20 protein-coding genes are annotated in these 21,635 nt (G+C 62.2%); 11 read left to right on the top strand and 9 right to left on the bottom strand.

The features are described 5' to 3' along the window. Window positions 1–81 precede the first annotated feature (81 nt). Together K3759_RS18260 and K3759_RS18255 are read left to right on the top strand one after the other, a co-directional pair. Complete coding sequence (locus tag K3759_RS18260) at window positions 82–1,257, top strand: nucleotide sugar dehydrogenase (protein WP_259986026.1); 1,176 nt, start codon at window positions 82–84, stop codon at window positions 1,255–1,257. Window positions 1,258–1,307: 50 nt separating this feature from the next. Then, complete coding sequence (locus K3759_RS18255; RefSeq protein WP_259986024.1) at window positions 1,308–2,339, top strand: P1 family peptidase; 1,032 nt, start codon at window positions 1,308–1,310, stop codon at window positions 2,337–2,339. A gap of 230 nt (window positions 2,340–2,569) precedes the next feature. Here the strand turns inward: K3759_RS18255 and K3759_RS18250 are convergent, their stop codons facing one another. Continuing rightward, window positions 2,570–3,550 (bottom strand): zinc-binding dehydrogenase, encoded by a 981-nt coding sequence (locus tag K3759_RS18250; RefSeq protein WP_259986022.1) that lies wholly within the window; start codon window positions 3,548–3,550, stop codon window positions 2,570–2,572. 11 nt (window positions 3,551–3,561) lie between these two features. Then, entirely contained in the window at window positions 3,562–4,173 is a 612-nt protein-coding gene (locus tag K3759_RS18245) for a TetR/AcrR family transcriptional regulator (RefSeq protein ID WP_259986020.1), read from the bottom strand. Window positions 4,174–4,342: 169 nt separating this feature from the next. Between K3759_RS18245 and K3759_RS18240 the strand changes: the two genes are divergently transcribed. Then, a complete protein-coding gene (locus tag K3759_RS18240) occupies window positions 4,343–5,089 on the top strand; it encodes an SDR family oxidoreductase (protein WP_259986018.1) in 747 nt (248 codons plus the stop codon). A gap of 4 nt (window positions 5,090–5,093) precedes the next feature. Here the strand turns inward: K3759_RS18240 and K3759_RS18235 are convergent, their stop codons facing one another. The 4 genes from K3759_RS18235 to K3759_RS18220 all read right to left on the bottom strand — a co-directional run bounded on the left by K3759_RS18235 (window position 5,094) and on the right by K3759_RS18220 (window position 11,259). Continuing rightward, on the bottom strand, window positions 5,094–6,542 hold the full coding sequence (locus K3759_RS18235) for an FAD-binding oxidoreductase (protein WP_259986016.1): 1,449 nt from the start codon (window positions 6,540–6,542) through the stop codon (window positions 5,094–5,096). A gap of 12 nt (window positions 6,543–6,554) precedes the next feature. Beyond that, window positions 6,555–8,261, bottom strand: a complete 1,707-nt coding sequence (locus tag K3759_RS18230) for a thiamine pyrophosphate-binding protein (protein WP_259986014.1) — start codon at window positions 8,259–8,261, stop codon at window positions 6,555–6,557. A gap of 31 nt (window positions 8,262–8,292) precedes the next feature. Next, window positions 8,293–10,167 (bottom strand): TRAP transporter permease, encoded by a 1,875-nt coding sequence (locus K3759_RS18225; RefSeq protein ID WP_259986012.1) that lies wholly within the window; start codon window positions 10,165–10,167, stop codon window positions 8,293–8,295. Window positions 10,168–10,299: 132 nt separating this feature from the next. Next, window positions 10,300–11,259 (bottom strand): TAXI family TRAP transporter solute-binding subunit, encoded by a 960-nt coding sequence (locus K3759_RS18220; protein WP_259986010.1) that lies wholly within the window; start codon window positions 11,257–11,259, stop codon window positions 10,300–10,302. A 254-nt stretch (window positions 11,260–11,513) separates the two neighbouring features. Here K3759_RS18220 and K3759_RS18215 point away from each other — a divergent pair, with 254 nt between their 5' ends. Genes K3759_RS18215 through K3759_RS18195 form a run of 5 tightly spaced genes read left to right on the top strand, consistent with a single transcriptional unit; the run spans window position 11,514 to window position 14,799 of the window. Next, the gene (locus tag K3759_RS18215; protein ID WP_259986008.1) at window positions 11,514–12,269 is read left to right on the top strand and encodes a FadR/GntR family transcriptional regulator; all 756 of its coding nucleotides are present in this window, start codon (window positions 11,514–11,516) and stop codon (window positions 12,267–12,269) included. Continuing rightward, entirely contained in the window at window positions 12,266–13,051 is a 786-nt protein-coding gene (locus K3759_RS18210; protein ID WP_259986006.1) for an adenine nucleotide alpha hydrolase, read from the top strand. Before K3759_RS18215 ends, K3759_RS18210 begins: the two co-directional genes overlap by 4 nt. Then, on the top strand, window positions 13,038–13,739 hold the full coding sequence (gene larB / locus K3759_RS18205) for a nickel pincer cofactor biosynthesis protein LarB (protein WP_409202526.1): 702 nt from the start codon (window positions 13,038–13,040) through the stop codon (window positions 13,737–13,739). The genes K3759_RS18210 and larB overlap by 14 nt, the downstream gene beginning before the upstream one ends. Window positions 13,740–13,742: 3 nt before the next feature. Beyond that, window positions 13,743–14,459, top strand: coding sequence for a FadR/GntR family transcriptional regulator (locus K3759_RS18200; protein ID WP_259986004.1), 717 nt, complete (start codon window positions 13,743–13,745; stop codon window positions 14,457–14,459). Window positions 14,460–14,484: 25 nt separating this feature from the next. After that, window positions 14,485–14,799: an NIPSNAP family protein gene (locus K3759_RS18195; protein ID WP_259986002.1), complete on the top strand. Its 315-nt coding sequence runs from the start codon at window positions 14,485–14,487 to the stop codon at window positions 14,797–14,799. A 42-nt stretch (window positions 14,800–14,841) separates the two neighbouring features. On the opposite strand, the gene K3759_RS18190 is transcribed toward K3759_RS18195, so the two are convergent. Genes K3759_RS18190 through K3759_RS18180 form a run of 3 tightly spaced genes read right to left on the bottom strand, consistent with a single transcriptional unit; the run spans window position 14,842 to window position 18,145 of the window. Continuing rightward, complete coding sequence (locus K3759_RS18190; RefSeq protein WP_259986000.1) at window positions 14,842–15,804, bottom strand: 2-hydroxyacid dehydrogenase; 963 nt, start codon at window positions 15,802–15,804, stop codon at window positions 14,842–14,844. Then, window positions 15,801–17,342 (bottom strand): aldehyde dehydrogenase (NADP(+)), encoded by a 1,542-nt coding sequence (locus tag K3759_RS18185; protein WP_259985998.1) that lies wholly within the window; start codon window positions 17,340–17,342, stop codon window positions 15,801–15,803. The genes K3759_RS18190 and K3759_RS18185 overlap by 4 nt, the downstream gene beginning before the upstream one ends. 2 nt (window positions 17,343–17,344) lie before the next feature. Next, entirely contained in the window at window positions 17,345–18,145 is an 801-nt protein-coding gene (locus tag K3759_RS18180; protein WP_259985997.1) for an HpcH/HpaI aldolase/citrate lyase family protein, read from the bottom strand. 117 nt (window positions 18,146–18,262) lie between these two features. On the opposite strand from K3759_RS18180, the gene araD reads away from it, so the two are divergent. Genes araD through K3759_RS18165 form a run of 3 tightly spaced genes read left to right on the top strand, consistent with a single transcriptional unit; the run spans window position 18,263 to window position 21,635 of the window. Then, window positions 18,263–20,005 carry an L-arabinonate dehydratase gene (gene araD, locus K3759_RS18175; RefSeq protein WP_259985996.1) on the top strand — a complete coding sequence of 581 codons (1,743 nt, stop codon included), beginning with the start codon at window positions 18,263–18,265 and terminating at the stop codon, window positions 20,003–20,005. Window positions 20,006–20,016: 11 nt separating this feature from the next. Then, on the top strand, window positions 20,017–20,928 hold the full coding sequence (locus K3759_RS18170; RefSeq protein ID WP_259985995.1) for a dihydrodipicolinate synthase family protein: 912 nt from the start codon (window positions 20,017–20,019) through the stop codon (window positions 20,926–20,928). Continuing rightward, complete coding sequence (locus K3759_RS18165) at window positions 20,925–21,635, top strand: ribonuclease activity regulator RraA (protein ID WP_259985994.1); 711 nt, start codon at window positions 20,925–20,927, stop codon at window positions 21,633–21,635. Before K3759_RS18170 ends, K3759_RS18165 begins: the two co-directional genes overlap by 4 nt.

Here is a 21,635-nt window from a genome sequence, read left to right as displayed (position 1 = left end):
AACTCACCGTCAGGCTGTACCTTTTCAAAGGGGAAGGCGCAGTCTAACATCGCATTAGCGGCAGGCAGGAAAGGCCCCCATATGTCTATGACCAAGATCGCCGTGGTTGGTATCGGCTATGTGGGACTGTCGAACGCAGTGCTTCTGGCGCAGCACAATGATGTCACGGCCGTGGACCTAAACTCAGACCGTGTTGCGCAGGTAAATGCGCGTCGCGCGCCGATCGTTGATCCAGAGATCGAGCAATATCTGGCAAAAAAGCCACTTAATCTGAGGGCTACGACACAGGCGGAAGAGGCATATCGCGAGGCTGAGTATGTAATTATCGCCACGCCGACAAACTATGACCCGCGCACCAATGTCTTTGACACTTCCAGTGTTGAAGCGGTCGTGCGGTCCGTCCTCGCCGTCTCGAAAACGGCCACCATCGTTATCAAGTCCACGGTTCCGGTTGGGTATACGGCAGGTTTGGCGGCTTCAATAGAGACGGATCAGGTAATTTTTAGTCCCGAATTCCTCCGCGAAGGTCGGGCCCTTTACGACAACCTGCACCCTTCCCGTATCGTTGTGGGCGAAGACAGCCCCCGCGCGCGGCGTTTTGCGCAGCTGCTGGCCGAAGGGGCCATCGACAATGACATCCCGATGCTCTTTACCGGTGCCTCTGAGGCGGAGGCGGTCAAGCTTTTTGCCAATACCTTTCTTGCCATGCGGGTCGCTTATTTTAACGAGCTGGATAGCTATGCGCTGACCAATGGGCTGGACACGCGGCAGATCATTGATGGCGCCTGCCTTGATCCGCGTATCGGGGGACATTATAACAACCCCTCCTTCGGCTATGGCGGCTATTGTTTGCCAAAGGATTCAAAGCAGTTACTGGCCAATTATTCCGAGGTGCCGCAAAACCTGATCAATGCCATTGTAGAGGCGAACCGCACCCGCAAAGATTTCGTCTCGGAGCAAATTCTGGCGCTTGGCCCGCGGCGGGTGGGCATTTACCGGCTGGTGATGAAGACCGGGTCGGACAATTTCCGTCAAAGCTCGGTGCAGGGGATCATGAAACGGCTTAAGGCTAAAGGCATCGAAGTGGTCGTCTATGAGCCCGTGTTGGAAGAAGATGAGTTCTTTGGCTCAAAAGTCCTGCGCGATCTCGAAGAATTCAAAGCGCGGGCAGATGTGATTGTCGCAAACCGCAGTCACCCCGACCTCGCGGATGTTCCCGACAAGGTCTTCACCCGCGACCTTTTTGGTGCGGATTGATGACCCGACGGCTCTCATTCAATCAGTAGCCACAAACGACCGAAGGTAAAATGCGTAACACCATCGATAGCAAGAACTGGTGGACCCTGCCCACGGGGCCGCGAAATGACATATGCGATGTCGCGGGCCTGCGCGTCGGTAACCACGATCTGCGCGGGGATGTAGTCTGTACCGGGGTGACGGCGATTTTGCCGCATGAGGGCGATCTCTTTCGACAGCCCGTGCCTGCGGGGGTTGCGGTGCTTAACGGCTTTGGCAAAAGCGCAGGTCTGATGCAGCTTGCCGAACTTGGGCAGATCGAGACGCCGATCCTGCTGACCAACACCTTTGCCGTCGGAAGTTGTAGCAACGCGCTGATCCGACGGGCGATCTCTGCAAATCCGGCTATCGGGCGGGGCACATCTACGGTCAATCCGCTGGTATTGGAATGCAATGATGGCACCGTGAACGACATTCAGGCACTGGCGGTGACCGAAGATCACGCGCAGGCCGCGATTGACGCCTGCGGCTGTGATTTTGCTCAGGGCACCGTGGGGGCCGGCAGTGGAATGAAAACCTTCGGCTACGCCGGCGGGCTCGGTTCTGCGTCGCGCCGGGTGGTGCTTCCGGGTGGGGAGGGTTTTGGCTTGGGCGCATTGGTGCTGTCGAACTTCGGCCAACAAAGCACGCTTCGGGTGTTTGGTCAGCAGGTGCCGCCGCCGGGGCAGGTGGGCGACGTGCCCGACAAGGGATCAATCATTATCATTCTCGCGACGGATGCGCCGATGGACGCCCGCCAGGTGACCCGCATGGCCCGGCGCAGCGCGGCGGCACTCGGACGGTTAGGCAGCCACATTGGCCACCAGAGCGGTGATATCGCTTTGGCATTTACGACGTCCAACCGCATCGGATGCGGGGGTCCCGATACCCAAACCGTAACCCGGCTGAACGAGGACCGTATGGATGCCTTTTTCACTGCTACGGTCGAGGCGGTGGAGGAAGCGATCCTCAACGCGCTTTGGCACGGCGTCCCGCATCAGGGCTACGACGGTAGTATGTTGCCCTCGTTTCGCGATCGGATGACTGATTTCTATCGCAACTAGTCCGCGGCGGGGTTGTTAGTGCAAGTATCGATGAGGAAGGTAACGGTTTCGCTTGGGATAGCGGTGAAGGGGCAGTTATCGTTGAAGCCATGTTCAATCGCCTGCACGGTCAGCTGGCCTAATTATAGAGCGGTAAGTTTGAAGTGTGGGCCAGTCTTAGGCAGCCCGATGCCGAGTTGGCGAAGAGCAACGGCTCCATGCTAAGAGCCGCTGCCATCGTCAAATCCCGATCACGGGCGCAGCATGACCTTGCCGCCGCGCCCGGTGGTCAGCGCAGCCTTCATCGCCTCGGTCACCTCGGCAAGCGGGTAGATGCCGCCAGTGTCGAGGGGCAGCTGACCCTTGGCCGCAAGTTGCACCAACTCACCGATCAGCCGACCCCGTGTCTCAGGTGCCATTTCGCTGCTGACACGCGAGCCCCAAAAGCCTTTGACGGTGATATGCTTCATAATCAATTCGCCCGAGGATAGGGTGAGCGGCTGGCCCGTCGCCGTGCCGAAGACGATCAACTCGCCATCCTTACCCAGAAGCTCGACCAATTGACCGCCTAACTCGCCGCCGACCGAGTCGATGGCCGAAACCGCGCCTTCTTTGCCGATCACCTCACGCGCTTTGCTCTGCCAATCCGCATCCTCGGTAGAGAGAACGTGTTCCGCGCCAGTGTCGCGCATCTCTTCGGCGGCCCCTTCGCGGCGCACGAGGTTCAGCAGGTTGATACCGCGCGCTTTGGCCAGACCAACCATAATCTTGCCCACCGCGCCATTAGCAGCGGTCTGGATCAGCCATTCGCCTTCGCGGACCTTCAGGGTCTCCAACAGGGACAGGGCGCTGAACGGCATGGCGATCAATTGTGCACCGGCCTCGTCCGAGATTGCTTCGGGCAGGGGCAGCAGGCCCGCGGCGGGGGCGGTGAAATACTCGGCCCATGCGCCGTGGAACCCGGCCGCCGTGACCCGCTTGCCGATCAGCGCTTCGTCAACGCCTTCGCCCACGGCCTCGACGATACCAAGCGCTTCGGAGCCGCCGATGGCACCGGGCAGGTCGGGCTTGTAGCCATAATTGCCGCGTACGGTCCAAAGGTCGTGGTTGTGGATGGGCGAGAGCACCATGCGCAGCAGCGCTTCGCCTGCGGCTGGCGCGGGCTTGTCGGTTTCGCGGGTGGTCAGAACCTCGGCGGGCTCGCCGAATGTGTCGTGGATGGCAGCGAACATGCTGTTTCCTTTCAGGTTGGGAATTGGCCCCCGATGGGGGAGAGTTGAGCAGAGGTTTCAGCGCGGGCCATGCGCAGGGGCGCATCGCTGCGCGCCAATTTGGCCAGCACTGCAGCACCGAGCCATTTGGCGTAGAGCATGCGGGCGGTGGTTTCGGGGTGTTCGAGCATCCGAACGGTCCCATCCTCTGCGCCTTGGCGCAGCAATTGGGCAATCCGGGCGACCAAAGCATCGACACCCTGATCCAGCGTTTCGCGCATCGTCTCCGACAGATCGGCGACTTCGGATCCGAGTTTCACCACCAAACAAGCGCTGGCGATCCCCGGGGCGCTGGATTGGCTGAGCCATGCATCCCAGAAACTGTCGAGCTTGTCGCCCGCCGTTCCCGGGGCCGCGATCAACGCATCGACGCGGGCGAGATAGGCCTCGACGTAGTCGGCCAACATCGCGGTGCCGAAAGCCTCTTTCGACGCGAAGTAATAGTAGAACGAGCCTTTGGGCACGCCGCTTTCGCTCAGAATGCGCGACAGGCCAACGCCAGAGAACCCATGCCGCAGCACGAGGCTACGTCCGCTGTCCAAGATGCGGTGCCGCGTCTGATCTGATTTCTTTGCCTCTGTCATGAGGGGCATTTATGAAATAATAGACCGGTCGTCTAGTGCGCTCGCGCGAATGTGAGGGGCGGCCCCCGTGATGACTGGAATGCGGCGAAAAATCCTATCCCTGCGCAACCTTATATATTAGATTTTCCTCATCGGCCCTGAGGCCAACAAAAAGGAATGGGATAGTAGGATGGACCAAAAGATTGCTCTGATCACCGGGGCTGGTAGCGGCGTCGGCCTCGCCTGCGCGCAGCGGTTGGCGAAAGACGGTTTCACTCTCGTTCTCACCGGGCGGCAGCAGGATAAAATCGATGCCGCCTGCGCGGGGCTTGATGGGCAGGGGCATCTTGCCGTGGCTGCAGACGTGGGAGTTGAAGCGGAAGTCGACGCGCTTTTCGAGCGGGTGGAGACGACCTTTGGGCGGCTGGATCTGCTGTTCAACAATGCCGGGCGCAATGGTACGGCGGTTGAGGTAGACGCGCTCAGCGTGGCGGAGTGGAACGACATCGTCGCGACCAATCTGACCGGCTCTTTCCTCTGCGCCCGCGCGGCCTTCGCCTTGATGAAACGCCAAAACCCGAAAGGCGGGCGGATCATCAACAACGGCTCGATCAGCGCTCATGTGCCGCGCCCCCTCTCGGTGCCCTATACGGCTACGAAACACGCGATCACCGGCTTGACCCGCGCGCTGTCGCTCGACGGGCGCGCGCATAACATCGCCTGCGGACAGATCGACATCGGCAATGCGGCGAGCGAGATGACCGAGCGGATGAAAGAAGGCATTCTGCAGCCCAACGGCAGCCATATGTCCGAGCCGCGCATGGACGTGAACGACGTGGCCGAAACGCTGTCTTACATGGCGAAGCTGTCGCTCGACTCCAACGCCATGTTCGTCACCGTGATGGCCACCAAGATGCCGTTTGTAGGGCGCGGCTAAGCGGTCAAAGCACCTTGCCCGGGTTCATCAAATAACCCGGGTCGAGGGCAGCTTTGATCTGTTCCATCAACTCCAGCGCGACCGGATCTTTATACCGGCGCAGCTCAGCGCGTTTGAAGGTGCCGATTCCATGTTCCGCCGAGAATGACCCGCCCATTTCATGTACGATGTCATGCACGATGCGGTTGAAGGCACCGTATTCGGCAAGGAACGCCCCATCCGCCATATTCACCGGACGCGACAAATTGAAATGCAAGTTCCCGTCGCCGAAATGGCCAAAGGGGCAGGGGCGCAGCCCGGGCATGTAGTCCATACAGGCTTGGGTCGCCTCGCGGATGAAATCCGCCACGCGTGACACAGGGACCGAGACGTCATGTTTGATCGACGCACCTTCGGGCTTTTGCGCCTCTGACAGGTTCTCCCGCAGCGCCCAAAGCGCGTCTTTCTGGGCCTCCGATGCGCCGATCACGGCGTCGATGATTTCTTCCGTCTCGAACGCCGCTTCCAATGCGGTTTGCAGACGGGCATCAAGGTCCGTCTGCGCGCCATTGCCGGTGAGTTCGATCAGGCAGTAGGCGGGATGCGCCTCGGCCATCGGATCGCTACAGCCCGGCGCGTGGTCGATCACCATTTGCAGGCCCAGCCGGTCGATATACTCGAATGTTGAAAGCGTGTCCGCCGTCTGGCCGCGCATGCGCGCATAGAGCGCGAGCGCCGGATCGGGGCCGGTGCAGGCCACCAGCGCGGTGGCACGGGCGGTGGGTTTGGGCAAGAGCTTGATCACCGCTGCTGTGATAATGCCAAGCGTACCTTCGGCACCGATAAAGAGGTGTTTGAGGTCGAAACCCGTATTGTTTTTGCGCAGCCCACCAAGGTCATTCAACACTCGGCCATCAGGCAACACCGCTTCGATCCCCAGCACCAAATCGCGGGTATTGCCATAGCGCAGCACCGCCGTGCCGCCCGCGTTGGTCGAAAGGTTGCCGCCGATCTGGCAAGACCCTTCGGAGGCGAGCGAGAGCGGGAAGAGCGCGTCGACCTTATCCGCCGCCGCTTGGATATTGGCAAGGATGCAGCCCGCTTCGACTGTCATGGTGGCATTGGTCGGATCGACCCCGCGGATCCGGTTCAGCCGGTCGGTCGTGAGGATGATGCCCCCGTCCGGCACGCCGCCCCCCGCAAGGCCGGTGTTGCCGCCCTGCGGCGTAATCGGCACCTTTGCCGCGTGGCAGAGACGCATGCAGGCGGCGACCTCTTCGGTCGAGCCGGGGCGGATCAGCGCCAGCGCGGTGCCACGCCGCAGCCCGCGATCTTCGATCAGCCGGAGGGCGAAGTCATTGGCGTCGGTCATGACATGGCTGGCACCGATGGCTTGGCGCAGATCATTGAGCAGGGCGCTATGGTCTTGCCCGTCCGTTTCGGGCGCGCGGCGCGGCGCTGTCAGAGTGGTCATCTGGCTCATCCTTTAGCGCTGGTCGGCGTCGACTTTTTTCTGGGCCGCGGCGCGCAGCTTGCTGATCGTGGTGCGGGTCGAGATCTGCTCGGGGTCGGTCACCAGTTCGATCAGCGCCGGGCGGCCACTCTCACGGGCGCGGGTGAAGGCGGCGGCGAAATCCTCGGTCTTGGTCACCCGTTCGGCATGGGCGCCCAGCCCCTCGGCCATTTTGACGAAATCTTGGTTCTGCAAGGTGGTGCCCGAAATACGCTCGGGGTGATCGCGTTCTTGGTGCATGCGGATCGTGCCATAGATGCCGTTGTTGAACAGCAGCACGATGGGCCGTCCGCCATATTGGGCGGCGGTGGCCAGTTCATTGCCGCTCATCATAAAGCCGCCATCACCGACAAAGGACAGCGTCAGCCGTTCGGGTTCTGCAATGGACGCCGCGACGGCGGCGGGCACGGAATAGCCCATCGCACCACAGGTCGAGCCGACAATCCGCCCCGGACGCCCAAAGCGCAGGAAACGCTGCGCCCAGCCGGTGTGGTTGCCCGCGTCGAGCGTGACCACCACATCGTCGGGCAGCTCATCGCGCAGCTGCGCAAGTGCGACCCCCATATCGAGGTCCCATTCCCCGCCATTGGGCGCTTCGGTGTCCGTCAGATAATCGGCGTGGAGTTTCTCGCACCATGCGCCCCATGCGTCTGCTCGGCCCAGATCGACACCGTCCAAGGCGGCAGCGACTGAAACGGGCGCTGCGGCAACGCCCAGATCTGGCGAATAGACCCGCCCAATCTCATCCGCGTCGGGATAAAGATGCACCAGCCGGGTGTCGGGGTTGGGCGATTGCATGGTGGTGTAGGTCTTGGTCGTCATCTCCCCCAATCGTGCGCCAATCACCACGAGCAGATCCGCGTCGCGTTGATGGGCGTAGAGGCTGGGCGCGGTAGAGGTGCCGAAATCGCCTGCATAGACAGGCGAGAGGTTGTTCACGATGTCTTGCCGCCGAAAGGACGTGGTGACGGGGATCTTGTTGGCCTCGGCAAAGCGGGTGATGGCCGCGGCACTTTCATCCGACCAGCCAGAGCCGCCGAGCAGCAGCAGGGGCCGTTCGGCCTGCGCGATCTCGGTCTTGAGCATGTTGAGATCGTCAGGCGACAGCCCAGCATGGGTCGCCGTATAGGGTCGCGCATCGGCCACGGAAACCACCTCGGTCAGCATGTCCTCGGGCAGGGAGATCACCACCGGGCCGGGGCGGCCCGAGGTCGCTACGCGGAACGCGCGGGCCATATATTCCGGCACCCGCGCCGGGTCGTCGATCTGGGTGGCCCATTTGGCAATGGGGCCGAACATGGCGCGGTAGTCGACTTCCTGAAAGGCTTCGCGGTCGGTCGTGTCGCGGGCGATCTGGCCCACGAGCAGGATCATCGGCGTGCTGTCTTGTTGCGCGATATGCACGCCGATCGCCGCGTGGCAGGCCCCGGGGCCACGGGTGACCATGCAGATGCCGGGCTTGCCCGTAAGCTTGCCATAGGTCTCGGCCATATTGGCGGCCCCGGCTTCGTGCCGCGCGTTGATGAGGGTGAAACGGTCCTGCACGTCATGCAGCGCATCCAGCACCTCAAGGTAGCTTTCGCCGGGCACGCAATAGGCGGTGTCGGCACCGTGGATCAGCAGTTGATCCACAAGGACCTGTCCGCCGGTCCGCGCCTTAAGGGAAGTTTTTTGCAGCATGGAGAAGGCTCCGTTTCGTTCATTCTAGGATTTAAGTATGGGTCGCCGGTTGGCTCTTCGGGCTGGGGTTCCGGGCCTTTTGGAAGGCCAAAATAACACCCGCAATGACCAGCCCCGAGGCAGTGAGCCGCAGATCAGGATAGATCAGCAGCAGCGACGCACCGAAAAGCACGACCGACAGGACATTGGACAGTCTGCCAAAGTAGTAGCGCTGCAAGGCGGCGGCCAGCAGAATAACCCCGGTGGTGGCCTGCAACAGGACGAGCGTGATCTGTGTGACCGAGCCTTGCAGCAAGATCGCCGGTTCATAGACGAACATGAAGGGCACGATAAAGCCGGTGGCACCCAGTTTCACCGCAGCCCAGCTCGCCTCGACAATCTTGGCATGCGACAGGGTGTTGGCCGCATAGACCGCCATGGCGACGGGAGGAGTAATGGCCGAAAGGATCGCGAAGTAGAACACGAAGAGATGCGCCGCTTCGACCTGAACGCCCAGTTTCACCAGCGCCGGCACCAGCAGAGCGACCTGCACGATATAGGCGGGTGTTGTCGGCATCCCCATGCCAAGGATGATGCCCGCGATCATCGACAGGAACAGTGCGATGACCAGCGTATCTTGGGCCGCTTCGATCACAAAGTTCGAGAAGGTGAGGCCAAGGCCGGTGATGTCGATCACGCCAACCACGATGCCCGCACAGGCACATGCGGCCGCAATTGCCAGCACGTTGCGCGCGCCACCCTCAAGCGCGTCAAGGATGTTGTCCACGGTCACGTAATGCCGCGTCGTCTTGCGCAGCGCCGCGACCGGCACGACCGAGATGATCCCGCAAAGCGCCGCATAGGGGGCCGAGTAGCCCATCATCAGCACGCCCACGATGATCGCCAGCGGCAAGAACAGGTGGCCACGCTCAAGAAGCACGGTTTTCAGCGGCACCTGATCCTCTTTCGGGACCGAGCCGATGCCCTTGCGCTTGGCCTCGAAATGGACGGCTGCGAAAAGCGCGACATAGAACAGGATCGCTGGGGCCAGCGCATATTTCGCGACGGTCAGGTAGCCTACGCCGAGATATTCCGCCATGACAAAGGCTGCAGCCCCCATAACGGGAGGCATGATCTGACCGCCTGTCGAGGCAACGGCCTCTACCGCGCCCGCGAAGGCGGGTTTGAACCCCATGCGCTTCATCAGCGGGATAGAAAAGGTGCCGGTCGTCATCACATTGGCTACGGCAGAGCCGGAAACGGAGCCGAAGAGGCCGGAGGTTACACAGGCCACTTTGGCCGGGCCGCCTACCTGACGCCCGGTAAGTGCTACGGCGAAATCCATGAAGAGTTGGCCCACGCCCATCCGCTCAACCAATGAGCCGAAGAGGATGAACAGCACCATATAAGTCGCTGAAACCGCAATCGGGATGCCGAAAATGCCTTCGGGGGTCATGAACAGCTGCTCTAGGATCACCGAGGGCAGGGTCGAGGTGAAGGCCAGACCGTAGCCTAGAAACAGAAGCGCGGTGATCGGCAGCATTGGCCCAAGCATCCGCCTGGTTGCCTCAAGCAGCAGAACCACAAGGGTGATCCCCACTACGATGTCCATTGGCATCAGCGGATCGACATAGAGGAACCGCTGCGTGATGTAGTTAAGGTTAAAGGACGGGTAGAGTGCAGCGCTCGCCGCGATCAGACCGATCACCACATCATACCAACTGGGCACATCGTTGCGCAGACCTTTGCGGTCGACGGTCAGGAAAATCAGCAAAAGCGCCAGAGCGACGTGTACGCCGCGCATGATATAGGGGTTGGGCGGGCCGACGAAGGCGACGTAGAGATGCCACACAGCCATGCCGACCAGGATCAGCCTTGCTATACGGGTAATCAGGGGCATCTTTTCCAGAAAGATCGACAGTTGCATGGGGGTTCTCGCGTCTAGAGTGGAAGGCGGCCCCAATGCGTCATCGCGCGGGATGCGCGGGGCAGGGCCTTTGGGGGTGTAGGTCGGACGGAGCGCATGGCCCCGGCCGACCCGTTTCTCGTCAGGGGTGGATTACATCCCCGGGACGCCACGCTCTGCGTAGAACTCTTTCGCGGCGGGGTGGAAGGGCACGCCGATGTCGGTGGCCATTTCCTCAACCGTCAGGTCTGCCATGGATTTGCTGATCGCGGCAAAGCTGTCGTTGTTGTCGGCAATCGCGCCGAGCACCGATTTGATGATCTCACCGTCATAGTCGCAGGGCGCGACCATATGGGTGTCATAGCTGATCGCATGCACTGTCTCATCAAAACCCGGGTAGGCGCCGGCTTTGACTTCCCGACGCTGGAAGGCGGCGTTCTTGTCTTTGAAATATGCAAAGGTCTCTTCATCCACGTCGATCAGGCGGATTTTGCGCGAGGATGCCAGATCCATAACCGAGCCGGTTGGCAGGGACGAACCCAGTGTGAAAAAGTCGGCCTGACCGTCTTTCATCTGCGAGGCAGAGTCGGAATAGGACGTGTTGGCGACGCTATCGAGGTCGTCAAAGGTCATGTCGGCGGTCGACAAAAGTTCGCGGGTTAGGAACTCACCGGTGTTGCCAAGCTGCTGAGTGGTCAGGCGCTTGCCTTTCATGTCAGCGATGGTTTTGATGCCGGAATCTTCAAGTGCTACGATCTGGAAATACTGCGGATAAAGAATGCCAAGGTTACAGACATTGGTCGTCGCCTTGCGGAAAGGCTCTTTGCCCGAAAGACTGTCCACGGTCGAGATCGAGTTGGCGAAAGCGATGCCAAAGCGGCCTGCGTCCACACCGACAACGTTCGACACGCCCGCACCCGGCGTGACGGTAATGTCCATGCCGGGGTTCTCACGCTCAACAATCGCCTTGATCGCGCCGCCCACAGGATACCACGACCCGCCCTGTTGGCCGGTCGCCATGACAAAGCTTTGCGCATGCGCCGCAACGCCCGCGACGGCGAAAAGGATGGTGGCCGCCGTAGTGCGGCGAATTGATTTGAAGATTGGTGACATAGAAACTCCTCCCGAGTTTTAACTGTGTATCGGCTGTAACTGGATGGGTTCCGGGCTCCCCCCTGACACCCTCTTGCCGTAGGTCCGCAGACTGAGGGGGAATCTTCAGCCTGTCAATTAAAAATACAAATTTAGGGGGATTTCCTCTTACTTGTAATGTTGTATTCTGCTTGTAATACCTTAAGCGGCCCTATCTCCTCGTTATTGACAGCTTGTCATACAGGTGCTCCAATCGGCGAAAGGAAGTTGTTAACATGACTGGAAATCTTCAGGCGACTGCGCCTCTCGTCGATGGTGCCACGCTGAGCGATCAGGTGACCGAAGTCCTGCGCCATAACGTTGTGAACGGTGTGTGGAGCGTGGGCGATGTATTGCCCTCCGAAACCGCATTGGCGAGTGATTTTGACGTCAGCCGCACGGTGATCCGTGAGGCGGTTTCGCGCCTGAAGGCGGAGGGCATGCTGTCGAGCCGTCAGGGGCGGGGGGCTTTCGTGGCCAGCGACCGGCCCCGGCAGGGTTTCGCGATTCCTGAGCGCGATATGGAAAGTCAGCGCAAGCTTGAGCAGATCCTAGAGTTGCGCATGGGGCTTGAGATCGAAGCCGCCGCCATCGCCGCCGCCCGTGCAACGCCCGAAGCACGCGCGGGAATCCAACGCGCCGCAGCCGCCTATGACCAAAGCAACAAGATTGGCGGTCCGGCGGTCGCGGCGGGGGTCAGTGCTGACCTTGGTTTTCACCGCGCGGTTTGCGAAGCGACCGGGAACAGCTATTACCTCAGTCTTTTCAACTACCTCGTCGCCAGCCTGCGCGAGACGATGCTGGCCGGGCGTTTGCAGGCATTGAAACGCGGCGGCGAAAGCCGGGACGCCATTCAGGAACACTATGACATTGCGGCCTCTATTGCTCGGGGCGACGCCGAACGGGCGCGCCAGCGGATGCGCGACCACCTTCAAATGTCGAGCGGGCGTCTCTTGGCACAGCTCAAGACAGAGGATGGATTGGGCGAGTGACGGTTCCTGCCGCGCTCCAAGCTGCCCTCGCGCGGCCCGCATCATTGACCATCGCGCTTAGCGGGGGGATCGATAGTCTCACCCTTTCTGCCGCCGCGGCCAAGGTGCGGGGGGCGGAGGGGGTTACGCTTTGCCACGCGGTTTCGGCTGCGGTCCCTTCGGCGGCGACGGCGCGGGTAAAAGACTTTGCAGCCGCTTGGGGCCTGCCGCTGAAACTGGTGGATGCGGGCGAATTCGCCGATCCGTCTTACCGCGCCAACCCGGTGAACCGCTGCTATTTTTGCAAGTCGAACCTCTATGGCACATTGGCGGGGATGGGGCCGTTGGTGGCGGCGGGCACCAATACCGATGATCTGTCAGACTACCGCCCCGGTTTACAGGCGGCGGCAGAGCATGGCGTGCTGCACCCGTTCGTCGATGCGCAGATGTCAAAAGCCGATGTGCGCGCCTTGGCGCGGGCGCTCGGGCTGGAGGAACTGGCCGAACTGCCCGCGGCCCCCTGTTTGGCCAGCCGAATCGAGACTGGCCTGCGGGTGGAGCCTGCGGATTTGGCGGTGATCGATCGCGTCGAAACCCTCCTGCGTGCGGAGTTGGGCAATATCACTTTGCGCTGCCGCCTCCTGCGCGGGGGCTGGGTGGTGGAGCTTGATCCGCGTGTTTATGAAGACCTTTCCGCGCAAAAGCGCGCGGCGATTTTGACGCAAGTCCGGTTGGCCACGGATGACGGGCGCGCGGTTGATCTGCGGGCCTATTCAAGAGGAAGTGCATTTGTCCATCAATGAGAAAGGCCCCGACGGGCATCCAGACGTGACCTTTGACCGGGGCCGCGGCGGGCGCATCGGCATCGAAGAGGCCGTGCTGTGCGAGCATAAAGCGGTGGCGCAGATTGCCGCGATCATCGGCGATGCGGCAGCGGAGGGCCGGAGGCTGTTGCTGACCCGGCTGACGGCAGAACAGTTTGACGGCTTGCCGGACAATCTGGCCCAATCGGTCGATTACTGCACCGCCTCGCGCACCGCCATTTTAGGAGAGATCGGCCCCTTGGCCCGTGATCCCCGCATCGCCCTCGTCAGTGCGGGCACCTCTGACTACGCGCCCATGGCCGAAGCGCGGCGCACGCTCGCCTATGGCGGCATGGACGCGACCGAAGTGTCGGATGTGGGCGTGGCCGGGCTTTGGCGTTTGCTCGCGCGGGAAGACCTGCTGCGCGAGATGGATGTGGTGATCGTTTTTGCCGGGATGGACGCGGCCCTGCCGTCGGTCGTAGCCGGGCTTGTGCCGGGGGTGGTGATTGGTGTGCCGACCTCCGTGGGCTATGGTGTGGCCCGCGGCGGGAGGGTCGCGCTCGATTCGATACTCGCCAGCTGTGCGCCGGGGGTGACGGTGGTGAATATCGACAACGGCTATGGGGCTGCGACTTCGGCCTTGCGGCTGGCCAATATGATGCGCCGCGCCGCGGCGGGAGGGTAGCCGGTGACAACACCGAAACTAAAGATCAAGAAACGGCAGACCTTGGCCGATCAGCTTTACGGGCAGGTGCTTGAACAGATCGTGTCGAACAAACTCGCCCAAGGCGAAAAGCTGCCGTCGGAAAACCAGATCGCCACGGCCTTCGGCGTGTCCCGCCCCGTGGTGCGTGAGGCGCTGCGTAAGTTGCAAGAGGACGGGCTGGTCGAGGCGCGGCGCGGCGTGGGCACTTTCGTGCGGCGGCGGCCTTCGGAAAAGCTGATTGAATATGCCACGGCGGGATCCGTTGCCGGGCTGATGCGCGCGATGGAGGCGCGGATCACGATTGAAAAAGCCACCGCGCATATGGCCGCGCAACGGGCCAGTCCCAAGGATATTGCCCGGATTGAGGCGGCCTTGCAGACGCTGGAGGTATCCATGCAGGCGCGCGATCCGTCTTTTGACGCCGATTACCAATTCCACCGCGCCATCGCGGCGGCGTCAGGCAATGAAGTTTTCGTTCAGATGCTCGACTGTGCGCGGGAGTCGATTGAGCAGGGGATCGACGTGGCGCAAAAATTGACGCGCCAAGGCTCCCAAGCCCGGATCGACGTGGTCATCAGCGAACACCGCCAAATCCTCGAAGCGATCCGCGCGGGCGACAGCGAAGTCGCGGGCGTGTCGATGGCCTATCATCTGTTGCAAGCGCGGGCCCGGATCACCGACCACGCCGGTATCGCATAGCATTAATAACCCGAAAGACCTCCTGATGATCTACGACCACCGCACCTATTGCTGCCGCCCCGGCACGATCAAGAAACATCTCGCGCTCTATGCGGAGTTCGGCTTTCCCGCGCAGAAACGCATCCTTGGGGAGCCACTGATCTATGCGCAGGTTGAGACGGGGGATGTGAACTCATTCGTCCATGTCTGGCCCTATGAGGATACTGCAGACCGTGCCGCGCGGCGGGCCCAGATGGCGGCGGACCCTGAGTGGCAAGCCTACCTCAAGAAAAGTGCGGAGGCGGGGTATCTGGTGAGCCAGACCAATAAGATCCTCATGCCCGTTCCGCTCGAAGCCTAAGTGGGGTGCCCTCGGCCTGAGGGTTCAGGCCGAGGGCTCGTTTCAAGTGACGATGCAGCTTTCATCGATCCCGCGCCCTTCGTGGAAAGCGCGGATGTTGCTGGCCCAATGGTTGACCATGCGTCTGAGGTTATCCTCGCTATGGCCGCCGATATGGGGCAGCGGCAGGACGTTATCGAGGCGCAGAAGCGGGTTGTCCGGCTCGACGGGCTCTTCGGTGAAGACATCCAAAGCCGCGCCCGCGATGCGTTTGTTTGTCAGCGTGTCGATCAAGGCCGCCTCATCAATCAGCCCGCCGCGCCCGGTGTTGACCAGCAGGGCATCGGATTTCATCCGCGCCAGTTCCGCCGCGCCGATGGTGTGGTGTGACGCCTCAGTCAGCGGCATGTGCAGGCTAACGATATCGCAGGTCTCAAGGATCTCGTCCCGCTCGGCAAAGCGCGCGCTGGTGCCTTCGGCCTCTCCTGAGCGGCGGTAATAATGCACCTCGCAGTCAAAGCCCGTCAGCCGTTTCGCCACGAGTTGCCCAATGGCGCCAAAGCCGATCAGCCCGACCTTCTGACTGCTGAGATCCCGCGCGCCGGGGACGATCTCCGGCACGATCCACTTGCCCGCGCGGGTGTTGTTGTAATGCAGCGGGATGCGGCGCAGGGCGGCGATCATCATGCCGATGGTCAGGTCCGCGATGGTGGGGGCGTTAACGCCGGGGCTGCGTGCCACGGTCACGCCCATTTTCTTGGCAACATCCACCGGGATCTTGTCATAGCCTGTGCCCCATTGGTGGACGAGACGCACACTATCGGCCCCGCGGAGTACCGAGGCCGGAAGGCCGCGTCCGCGGGGAACGATATAGGCCGCGCCCTTTACCGTTTTGGCGAAGTCCTCTTCGGAGAAGGAGTGGGCGAACCGCAGGTCCAGCCCTTCGGCGTAGCCGCGCACCTTATCCTGCATATCTTCCGGCATCGCGTCGAGCACGGCGACGGGGCCGATCAGCGCGCCGCTCATGCCGATGCCCCGCGCAGGTCTTCAGGCAGCAGCGCCTCGGGCAGGTTCTGGTAGGACACGGGCCGCAGGAAGCGACGGATCGCCATGGTCCCCACGGACGTCGCGCCGAAATTGGTGGAGGCCGGGTAGGGGCCACCGTGCACCATGGCATCGCAAACCTCGACCCCGGTGGGGAAGCCGTTCACCAGCACCCGGCCCGCCTTGCGTTCAAGGATTGGCATCAGCGCTTTGGCGGCTTCGGTGTCGCCGTCGTCCATCTGGATCGTCGCAGTCAATTGACCTTCAAAACCCTTGGCCAGCTCTTGCATCTCATCGCCCGAAGACACCCGCAGCACCAGTCCCAAGGGGCCGAAAACCTCTTCCCCAAGGGCGTGGTCTTGCAGGTAGGTCTCGGCGTCGGTTTCAAAGAGGTTCGGCTGGGCACTGCGGCCTTCGCTGTCAGTGTTCACCAGCGCGCGCACGGCGTTGCGTCCGGTGAAACGTTCCTTGCCATCGCGGTAGGCTTTGGCGATGCCATCGGTCAGCATAACCTGCGGGCCGACCTGTTCCAGCGCCTCTTTTGCGGCCGCGACGAAGGCATCGCCCTCCGCGCCCTTGGCCACGACCGCGATGCCGGGATTGGTGCAGAACTGCCCCGCGCCCATGGTCAGAGACCCGGCCCATCCTGCGCCGATTTCCGCGCCGCGGTTTCGAGTAGCCTCGGCCAGAACGAACATCGGATTGACCGAGCCCAACTCGCCAAAGAAGGGGATCGGCTCGGGGCGTTGGGCGCAGAGATCGAACAGCGCGCGGCCCCCACCGAGGGAGCCGGTGAAGCCGACGGCTTTGATCAGCGGATGCTGCACCAGCGTCTGGCCCACCTCACGGCTGTTGGCATGGATGAGGGAAAAGACACCGGGATGGATGCCGCATTTCTGGATCGCGGCATGGATCGCTTCGGCCACGATCTCTCCGGTGCCGGGATGGGCAGAGTGGCCTTTCACAACGACTGGGCAGCCCGCCGCCAATGCCGCGGCGGTGTCGCCGCCCGCGGTGGAGAAGGCCAGAGGGAAGTTCGACGCGCCAAAGACCGCGACAGGGCCGATCGGGCGTTGGATCATGCGGATGTCGGGGCGGGGCATGGGTTGGCGCTCGGGCAGGGCGCCGTCAAAGCGACGGTCCAGATGGGCGCCTTTGCGGATGTGATCGGCAAAGAGGCGGAGTTGGCCGGTTGTCCGCCCCCGTTCGCCCTGAAGGCGGGCGGTGGGCAGGCCGGATTCCCGCGCGCCGACTTCGGTGATGATCTCGGCGCGGGCCTCCATCTCATCCGCGATGGCATCAAGGAAATTTGCGCGGCTCTCGCGGCTGGAATAGGCGTAGGACCAAGAGGCATCCTCGGCGGCTTCACAGGCGTGGTTTACATGGGCCGGGGTGCCGCTTTGGAATTGGTCGCTTTCGCCTGTGGCGGGGGAATTGGCAAAGGTTTTACCACCGCCGACCCATTCGCCTGCGATCAAGTGCTTGCCGTGGGGGTGAAATGTCTTGCTGTCAGCGCTCATGATCAATCCTTGTCGGTTTGCTGTTTCAAAGTGGGGGAGGGCTGCGCCATGGTCTGCACCAGCGCATCCATCTGCCGCGTGAGCAGCCAAGCGTCGCCCGCGATGGCGACGAATTCGATACCGCTGTCAAAATAGCGGCGCGCCAGATCGGCGCCGTAGCCAAGGATGCCCGCAGGCAGCCCGGCGGTGTGAATGGCATCGACCGCTTCGCGGATCTTGTCTTGGACATCGGGGTGCATCGGGTTGCCGGTATGCCCCATCGCCGAGGACAGATCCCCCGGCCCGATAAAGATCGCATCCACGCCCGGCACGGCGGCGATGGCGGGGATTTCGGCAATCGCTTCGGGGGTTTCGACCTGCACGATGACGCATTGCGCATCGGCATAGGTGGTCAGGTAATCCGTTTGCCGCGCGTAGTTATTGGCGCGGATCGTGGCCGAGATGCCGCGCAGCCCTTCGGGGGGATAGCGGGTCCAAGACACGGCGCGGCGGGCGTCTTCGGCGCTTTGGATCATCGGGAACATCAGGTTTTTCACACCGATATCCAGCAGCCGTTTGGTCATAGTCTGGTCAGAGGATGGCATGCGCACGACCATCTGCGCATCGGGATTGGCACTACCTGCGGCGCGCAGATGATCGGTGATCTGGCTCAAGTCATTCGGCGCATGTTCCATATCGAGCAGCAGCCAATCGATCCCACTGCCTGCGGCAATCTCCGTCACCGTGGGCGAGCAAAGCGAGAGCCAAAACCCCGACAGACGACTGCCGGGCCGGAGCGATTGTTTCAGTGTTTTTCCCGACATTTTCGCAGCCCGCCCCTCAAATGCTATCGACAATTGGGGTGATACGGTAATATATCAGTTCGAGCAAGATGTGTTTTCCACCCATTTTGCGATGATGTTTTAGCTGGCGAGGAATTCATGACCGAGACCAAGAAAACCGCCGATCAGCTGCGCAGCGCGCGCTGGTTCGCCCCCGACGATCTGCGCAGCTTTGGGCATCGGTCGCGGATGATGCAGATGGGTCTGGGCCCCGAGGATTGGGAAGGCCGCCCTGTGATCGGTATCCTGAACACTTGGTCCGAGATGAACCCCTGCCACCTCCATTTCCGCGACCGCGCGGAGGATGTGAAAAAGGGAATCGCGCAGGCCGGGGGGCTGGGGTTGGAGATCCCGACGATCTCCATCGACGAGAGCTTCACCAAGCCGACCTCGATGCTCTACCGCAATATGATCGCGATGGAGACCGAAGAGACGATCCGCTCGCATCCGCTTGACGGTGTGGTGCTGATGGGCGGCTGTGACAAATCCACGCCGGGGCTGACCATGGGCGCGATCAGCGCAGGCGTGCCGTTTATCTTCCTGCCCGCAGGCCCGATGCTGCGCGGCAATTACGCGGGGCGGGCGCTTGGCTCTGGCTCGGACGCGTGGAAGTTCTGGGATGAACGCCGCGCGGGCACGATTTCGGCCGAGGAATGGGTCGGCGTGGAAGGCGGCATCGCGCGGTCTTATGGGCATTGCATGACCATGGGCACGGCTTCGACCATGACCGCGATTGCCGAAGCGATGGGGCTGACCCTGCCGGGGGCGACCTCGATCCCCGCTGCGGATGCGGGGCACAAACGGATGAGCGCCTCTTGCGGGCGGCGCATTGTCGATATGGTTTGGGAGGACCTGACGCCGGACAAGATCATCACCCCCGCCGCCGTGCAAAACGCGGCCACGGTGGCAATGGCGACGGGCTGTTCGACCAATGCAGTGGTGCATCTCTTGGCCATGGCGCGCCGCGCAGGTGTGGCGCTGGAGTTGAGCGATCTGGATGCTTTGGGCCGTACCACACCGCTGATCGCCAATATCCGCCCCCTCGGCAGCAGCGAATACCTGATGGAGGATTTTTATTTCGCGGGCGGGCTGCGGGCGCTGATGGATCAACTGGGGGATAAGTTGGACCGTACGGCCATCACCTGCACCGGCAAACCCTTGGAGGAAGGGATCGCGGGCGCGCCTGTCTATAATGACGACGTGATCCGGCCCCTGTCGAACCCGGTCTATAAGGAAGGCTCGCTTGCCGTGCTCAAGGGCAACCTTTGCCCCAATGGCGCGGTCATCAAACCGGCGGCCTGCGATCCGAAGTTCCACCGCCACGAAGGCCCGGCAATGGTTTTTGACAGCTACCCGGAGATGAAGGCCGCCATCGACGACGAAAACCTCGACGTGACGCCGGACCATGTGCTGGTGCTGCGCAACGCAGGTCCCCAGGGCGGGCCGGGGATGCCGGAATGGGGCATGTTGCCGATGCCGAAGGCGCTGTTGAAACAGGGGCACCGGGACATGCTGCGGATCTCAGACGCGCGGATGTCGGGCACCTCTTTTGGCGCTTGCATCCTGCATGTCGCGCCGGAGTCTTTCGTGGGTGGGCCGCTGGCGCTGCTGAAGACGGGGGACATCGTGCGGATGGATCTAGAGGCGCGCACCCTCGACATGCTGGTGGACGAGGATGAACTCGCCGCCCGCCGCGCCGCGTGGAAAGCGCCCGAGCCGCGGTTCGAGCGGGGCTGGGGTTATATGTTCCAGCGCCATGTGGGGCAGGCCGATCAGGGCTGCGACTTTGACTACCTCACCGCGGCCTTCGGCCAAGCGGCGGGTGAACCGGATATTTTCTGAGAGGGTTAGCAATGACACATGATCTATCAAAGGCGCTCACTGGCATATCGGGCATCCTGGTAACGCCCTATGACGATGCTGGAGAGATCGCGCCGCGCAAGCTGGCGCCGATCATCGACCGTGCGCTCGCCGCCGGGGTGCATATCCCGGTCGTGAACGGCAATACCGGCGAATATTATGCGCTGACCAATGACGAGGCCTGCACCATGGTGCGCGAGGTCGCCCAGATGGTCGACGGGCGCGCGCCGCTGCTCGCGGGTGTCGGGCGCGGCATTCGGGATGCCTGCGCACTGGCCAAGGCGAGTGCCGAGGCGGGCGCGGATGCGCTGATGATCCACCAGCCGCCCGATCCCTTCGTCTCCCCCCGTGGCACGGTCGATTATGTGCGCGCGGTGCGGGATGCGTCGGGCGGGCTGCCGGTGATGCTGTACCTGCGCAACGATGCGATGGGGCCCGAGGGCATCGCGCGGCTTTGCGAAGTCGAAGGGGTGAAGGGCGTCAAATGGGCCACGCCGAACCCCTTGAACCTCGCCCGCGCGATCGAAGCTGCGCCGACAGATATCGTCTGGGTCGGTGGTCTGGCCGAGGTCTGGGCCCCGCCGCTCTATGCCGTGGGCGCGCGGGGGTTTACCTCAGGCCTGATCAACGTCTGGCCGGAGAGGTCAGTCGCCATTCACGCAGCACTCGACGCCGGAAATTACGCAGAGGCGAACCGCTTGATCGCAGGCATGCGCGCCTTTGAGGACATCCGCGCCGAAGAGCATAACGGCACCAATGTCACCGGCGTCAAAGCCGCACTCATGGCCATCGGACAGGATTGCGGCGCCACGCGGCCGCCCTCTGCATGGCCGCTGACGGAGAAGCAGCAGGCAGTGCTGGAGCAATTCGTGAAAGACAATCAACTGAAGGGAGAGGCGGCATGAGCCCCGAACTACGCGAGAAACTTCAAGCGGTCTCGGTCGCGACGCTGGCCACGGCGCTCTACAAGCGCGGGCTGCGCAATCAGGTGGTGCAGGGGGTCGGCCCGGTCGCGGCCAAGGGGCGCAATATGGTCGGCCCGGCGTTCACACTGCGCTATATGCCCGCCCGTGAGGATCGCAATCAACTGGTCGAGTTTCGCAATCCCGAACACCCGCAGCGCGTCGCGATCGAGACCTGCCCCGAGGGCCATGTGCTGGTGATGGACAGTCGGAAAGATGCGCGTGCCGCCAGTGCCGGGGATATCCTGATCACCCGGCTGATGATGCGTGGTGCGGCAGGGGTGGTGACCGATGGCGGGCTACGAGATGCAGCGACCATCGGCGCGCTGGAGATGCCCGCCTATCACGCCCGGCCCTCAAGCCCCACGAACCTGACCCTGCATGAGGCGATTGAGATCAACTGCCCCGTCGGCTGCGGCGATGCGCCGGTCTTTCCCGGCGACATCGTAGTGGGCGACGATGACTGCGTGATCATCATCCCCGCAGATATCGCAGAAGAGGTGGCAGATGAGGCGGTAGAGATGACGGCCTATGAGGATTTCGTCGTGGAAGAGGTCAAAGGCGGCGCGGGGATCATCGGGCTTTATCCGGGCACCAAGCAAGAAAACCTCGATAAATTCGCGGAATGGCGCAAGGCCAACAACCGCTGA

The organism is Sulfitobacter sp. W027, from assembly GCF_025143985.1.
Lineage (GTDB): Bacteria > Pseudomonadota > Alphaproteobacteria > Rhodobacterales > Rhodobacteraceae > Sulfitobacter.
The sequence above is the reverse complement of the archived record's forward strand: the minus strand, read 5'-3'. Positions and strand labels throughout refer to the sequence as shown.

Excerpts from the sequence above, each read along its gene's own strand:
- K3759_RS18260 (WP_259986026.1), top strand. The coding sequence starts at position 82 with ATGTCTATGACCAAGATCGCCGTGGTTGGTATCGGCTATGTGGGACTG.
- K3759_RS18255 (WP_259986024.1), top strand. The coding sequence starts at position 1,308 with ATGCGTAACACCATCGATAGCAAGAACTGGTGGACCCTGCCCACGGGG.
- K3759_RS18250 (WP_259986022.1), bottom strand. The coding sequence starts at position 3,550 with ATGTTCGCTGCCATCCACGACACATTCGGCGAGCCCGCCGAGGTTCTG.
- K3759_RS18245 (WP_259986020.1), bottom strand. The coding sequence starts at position 4,173 with ATGACAGAGGCAAAGAAATCAGATCAGACGCGGCACCGCATCTTGGAC.
- K3759_RS18240 (WP_259986018.1), top strand. The coding sequence starts at position 4,343 with ATGGACCAAAAGATTGCTCTGATCACCGGGGCTGGTAGCGGCGTCGGC.
- K3759_RS18235 (WP_259986016.1), bottom strand. The coding sequence starts at position 6,542 with ATGACCACTCTGACAGCGCCGCGCCGCGCGCCCGAAACGGACGGGCAA.
- K3759_RS18230 (WP_259986014.1), bottom strand. The coding sequence starts at position 8,261 with ATGCTGCAAAAAACTTCCCTTAAGGCGCGGACCGGCGGACAGGTCCTT.
- K3759_RS18225 (WP_259986012.1), bottom strand. The coding sequence starts at position 10,167 with ATGCAACTGTCGATCTTTCTGGAAAAGATGCCCCTGATTACCCGTATA.
- K3759_RS18220 (WP_259986010.1), bottom strand. The coding sequence starts at position 11,259 with ATGTCACCAATCTTCAAATCAATTCGCCGCACTACGGCGGCCACCATC.
- K3759_RS18215 (WP_259986008.1), top strand. The coding sequence starts at position 11,514 with ATGACTGGAAATCTTCAGGCGACTGCGCCTCTCGTCGATGGTGCCACG.
- K3759_RS18195 (WP_259986002.1), top strand. The coding sequence starts at position 14,485 with ATGATCTACGACCACCGCACCTATTGCTGCCGCCCCGGCACGATCAAG.
- K3759_RS18190 (WP_259986000.1), bottom strand. The coding sequence starts at position 15,804 with ATGAGCGGCGCGCTGATCGGCCCCGTCGCCGTGCTCGACGCGATGCCG.
- K3759_RS18185 (WP_259985998.1), bottom strand. The coding sequence starts at position 17,342 with ATGAGCGCTGACAGCAAGACATTTCACCCCCACGGCAAGCACTTGATC.
- K3759_RS18180 (WP_259985997.1), bottom strand. The coding sequence starts at position 18,145 with ATGTCGGGAAAAACACTGAAACAATCGCTCCGGCCCGGCAGTCGTCTG.
- araD (WP_259985996.1), top strand. The coding sequence starts at position 18,263 with ATGACCGAGACCAAGAAAACCGCCGATCAGCTGCGCAGCGCGCGCTGG.
- K3759_RS18170 (WP_259985995.1), top strand. The coding sequence starts at position 20,017 with ATGACACATGATCTATCAAAGGCGCTCACTGGCATATCGGGCATCCTG.
- K3759_RS18165 (WP_259985994.1), top strand. The coding sequence starts at position 20,925 with ATGAGCCCCGAACTACGCGAGAAACTTCAAGCGGTCTCGGTCGCGACG.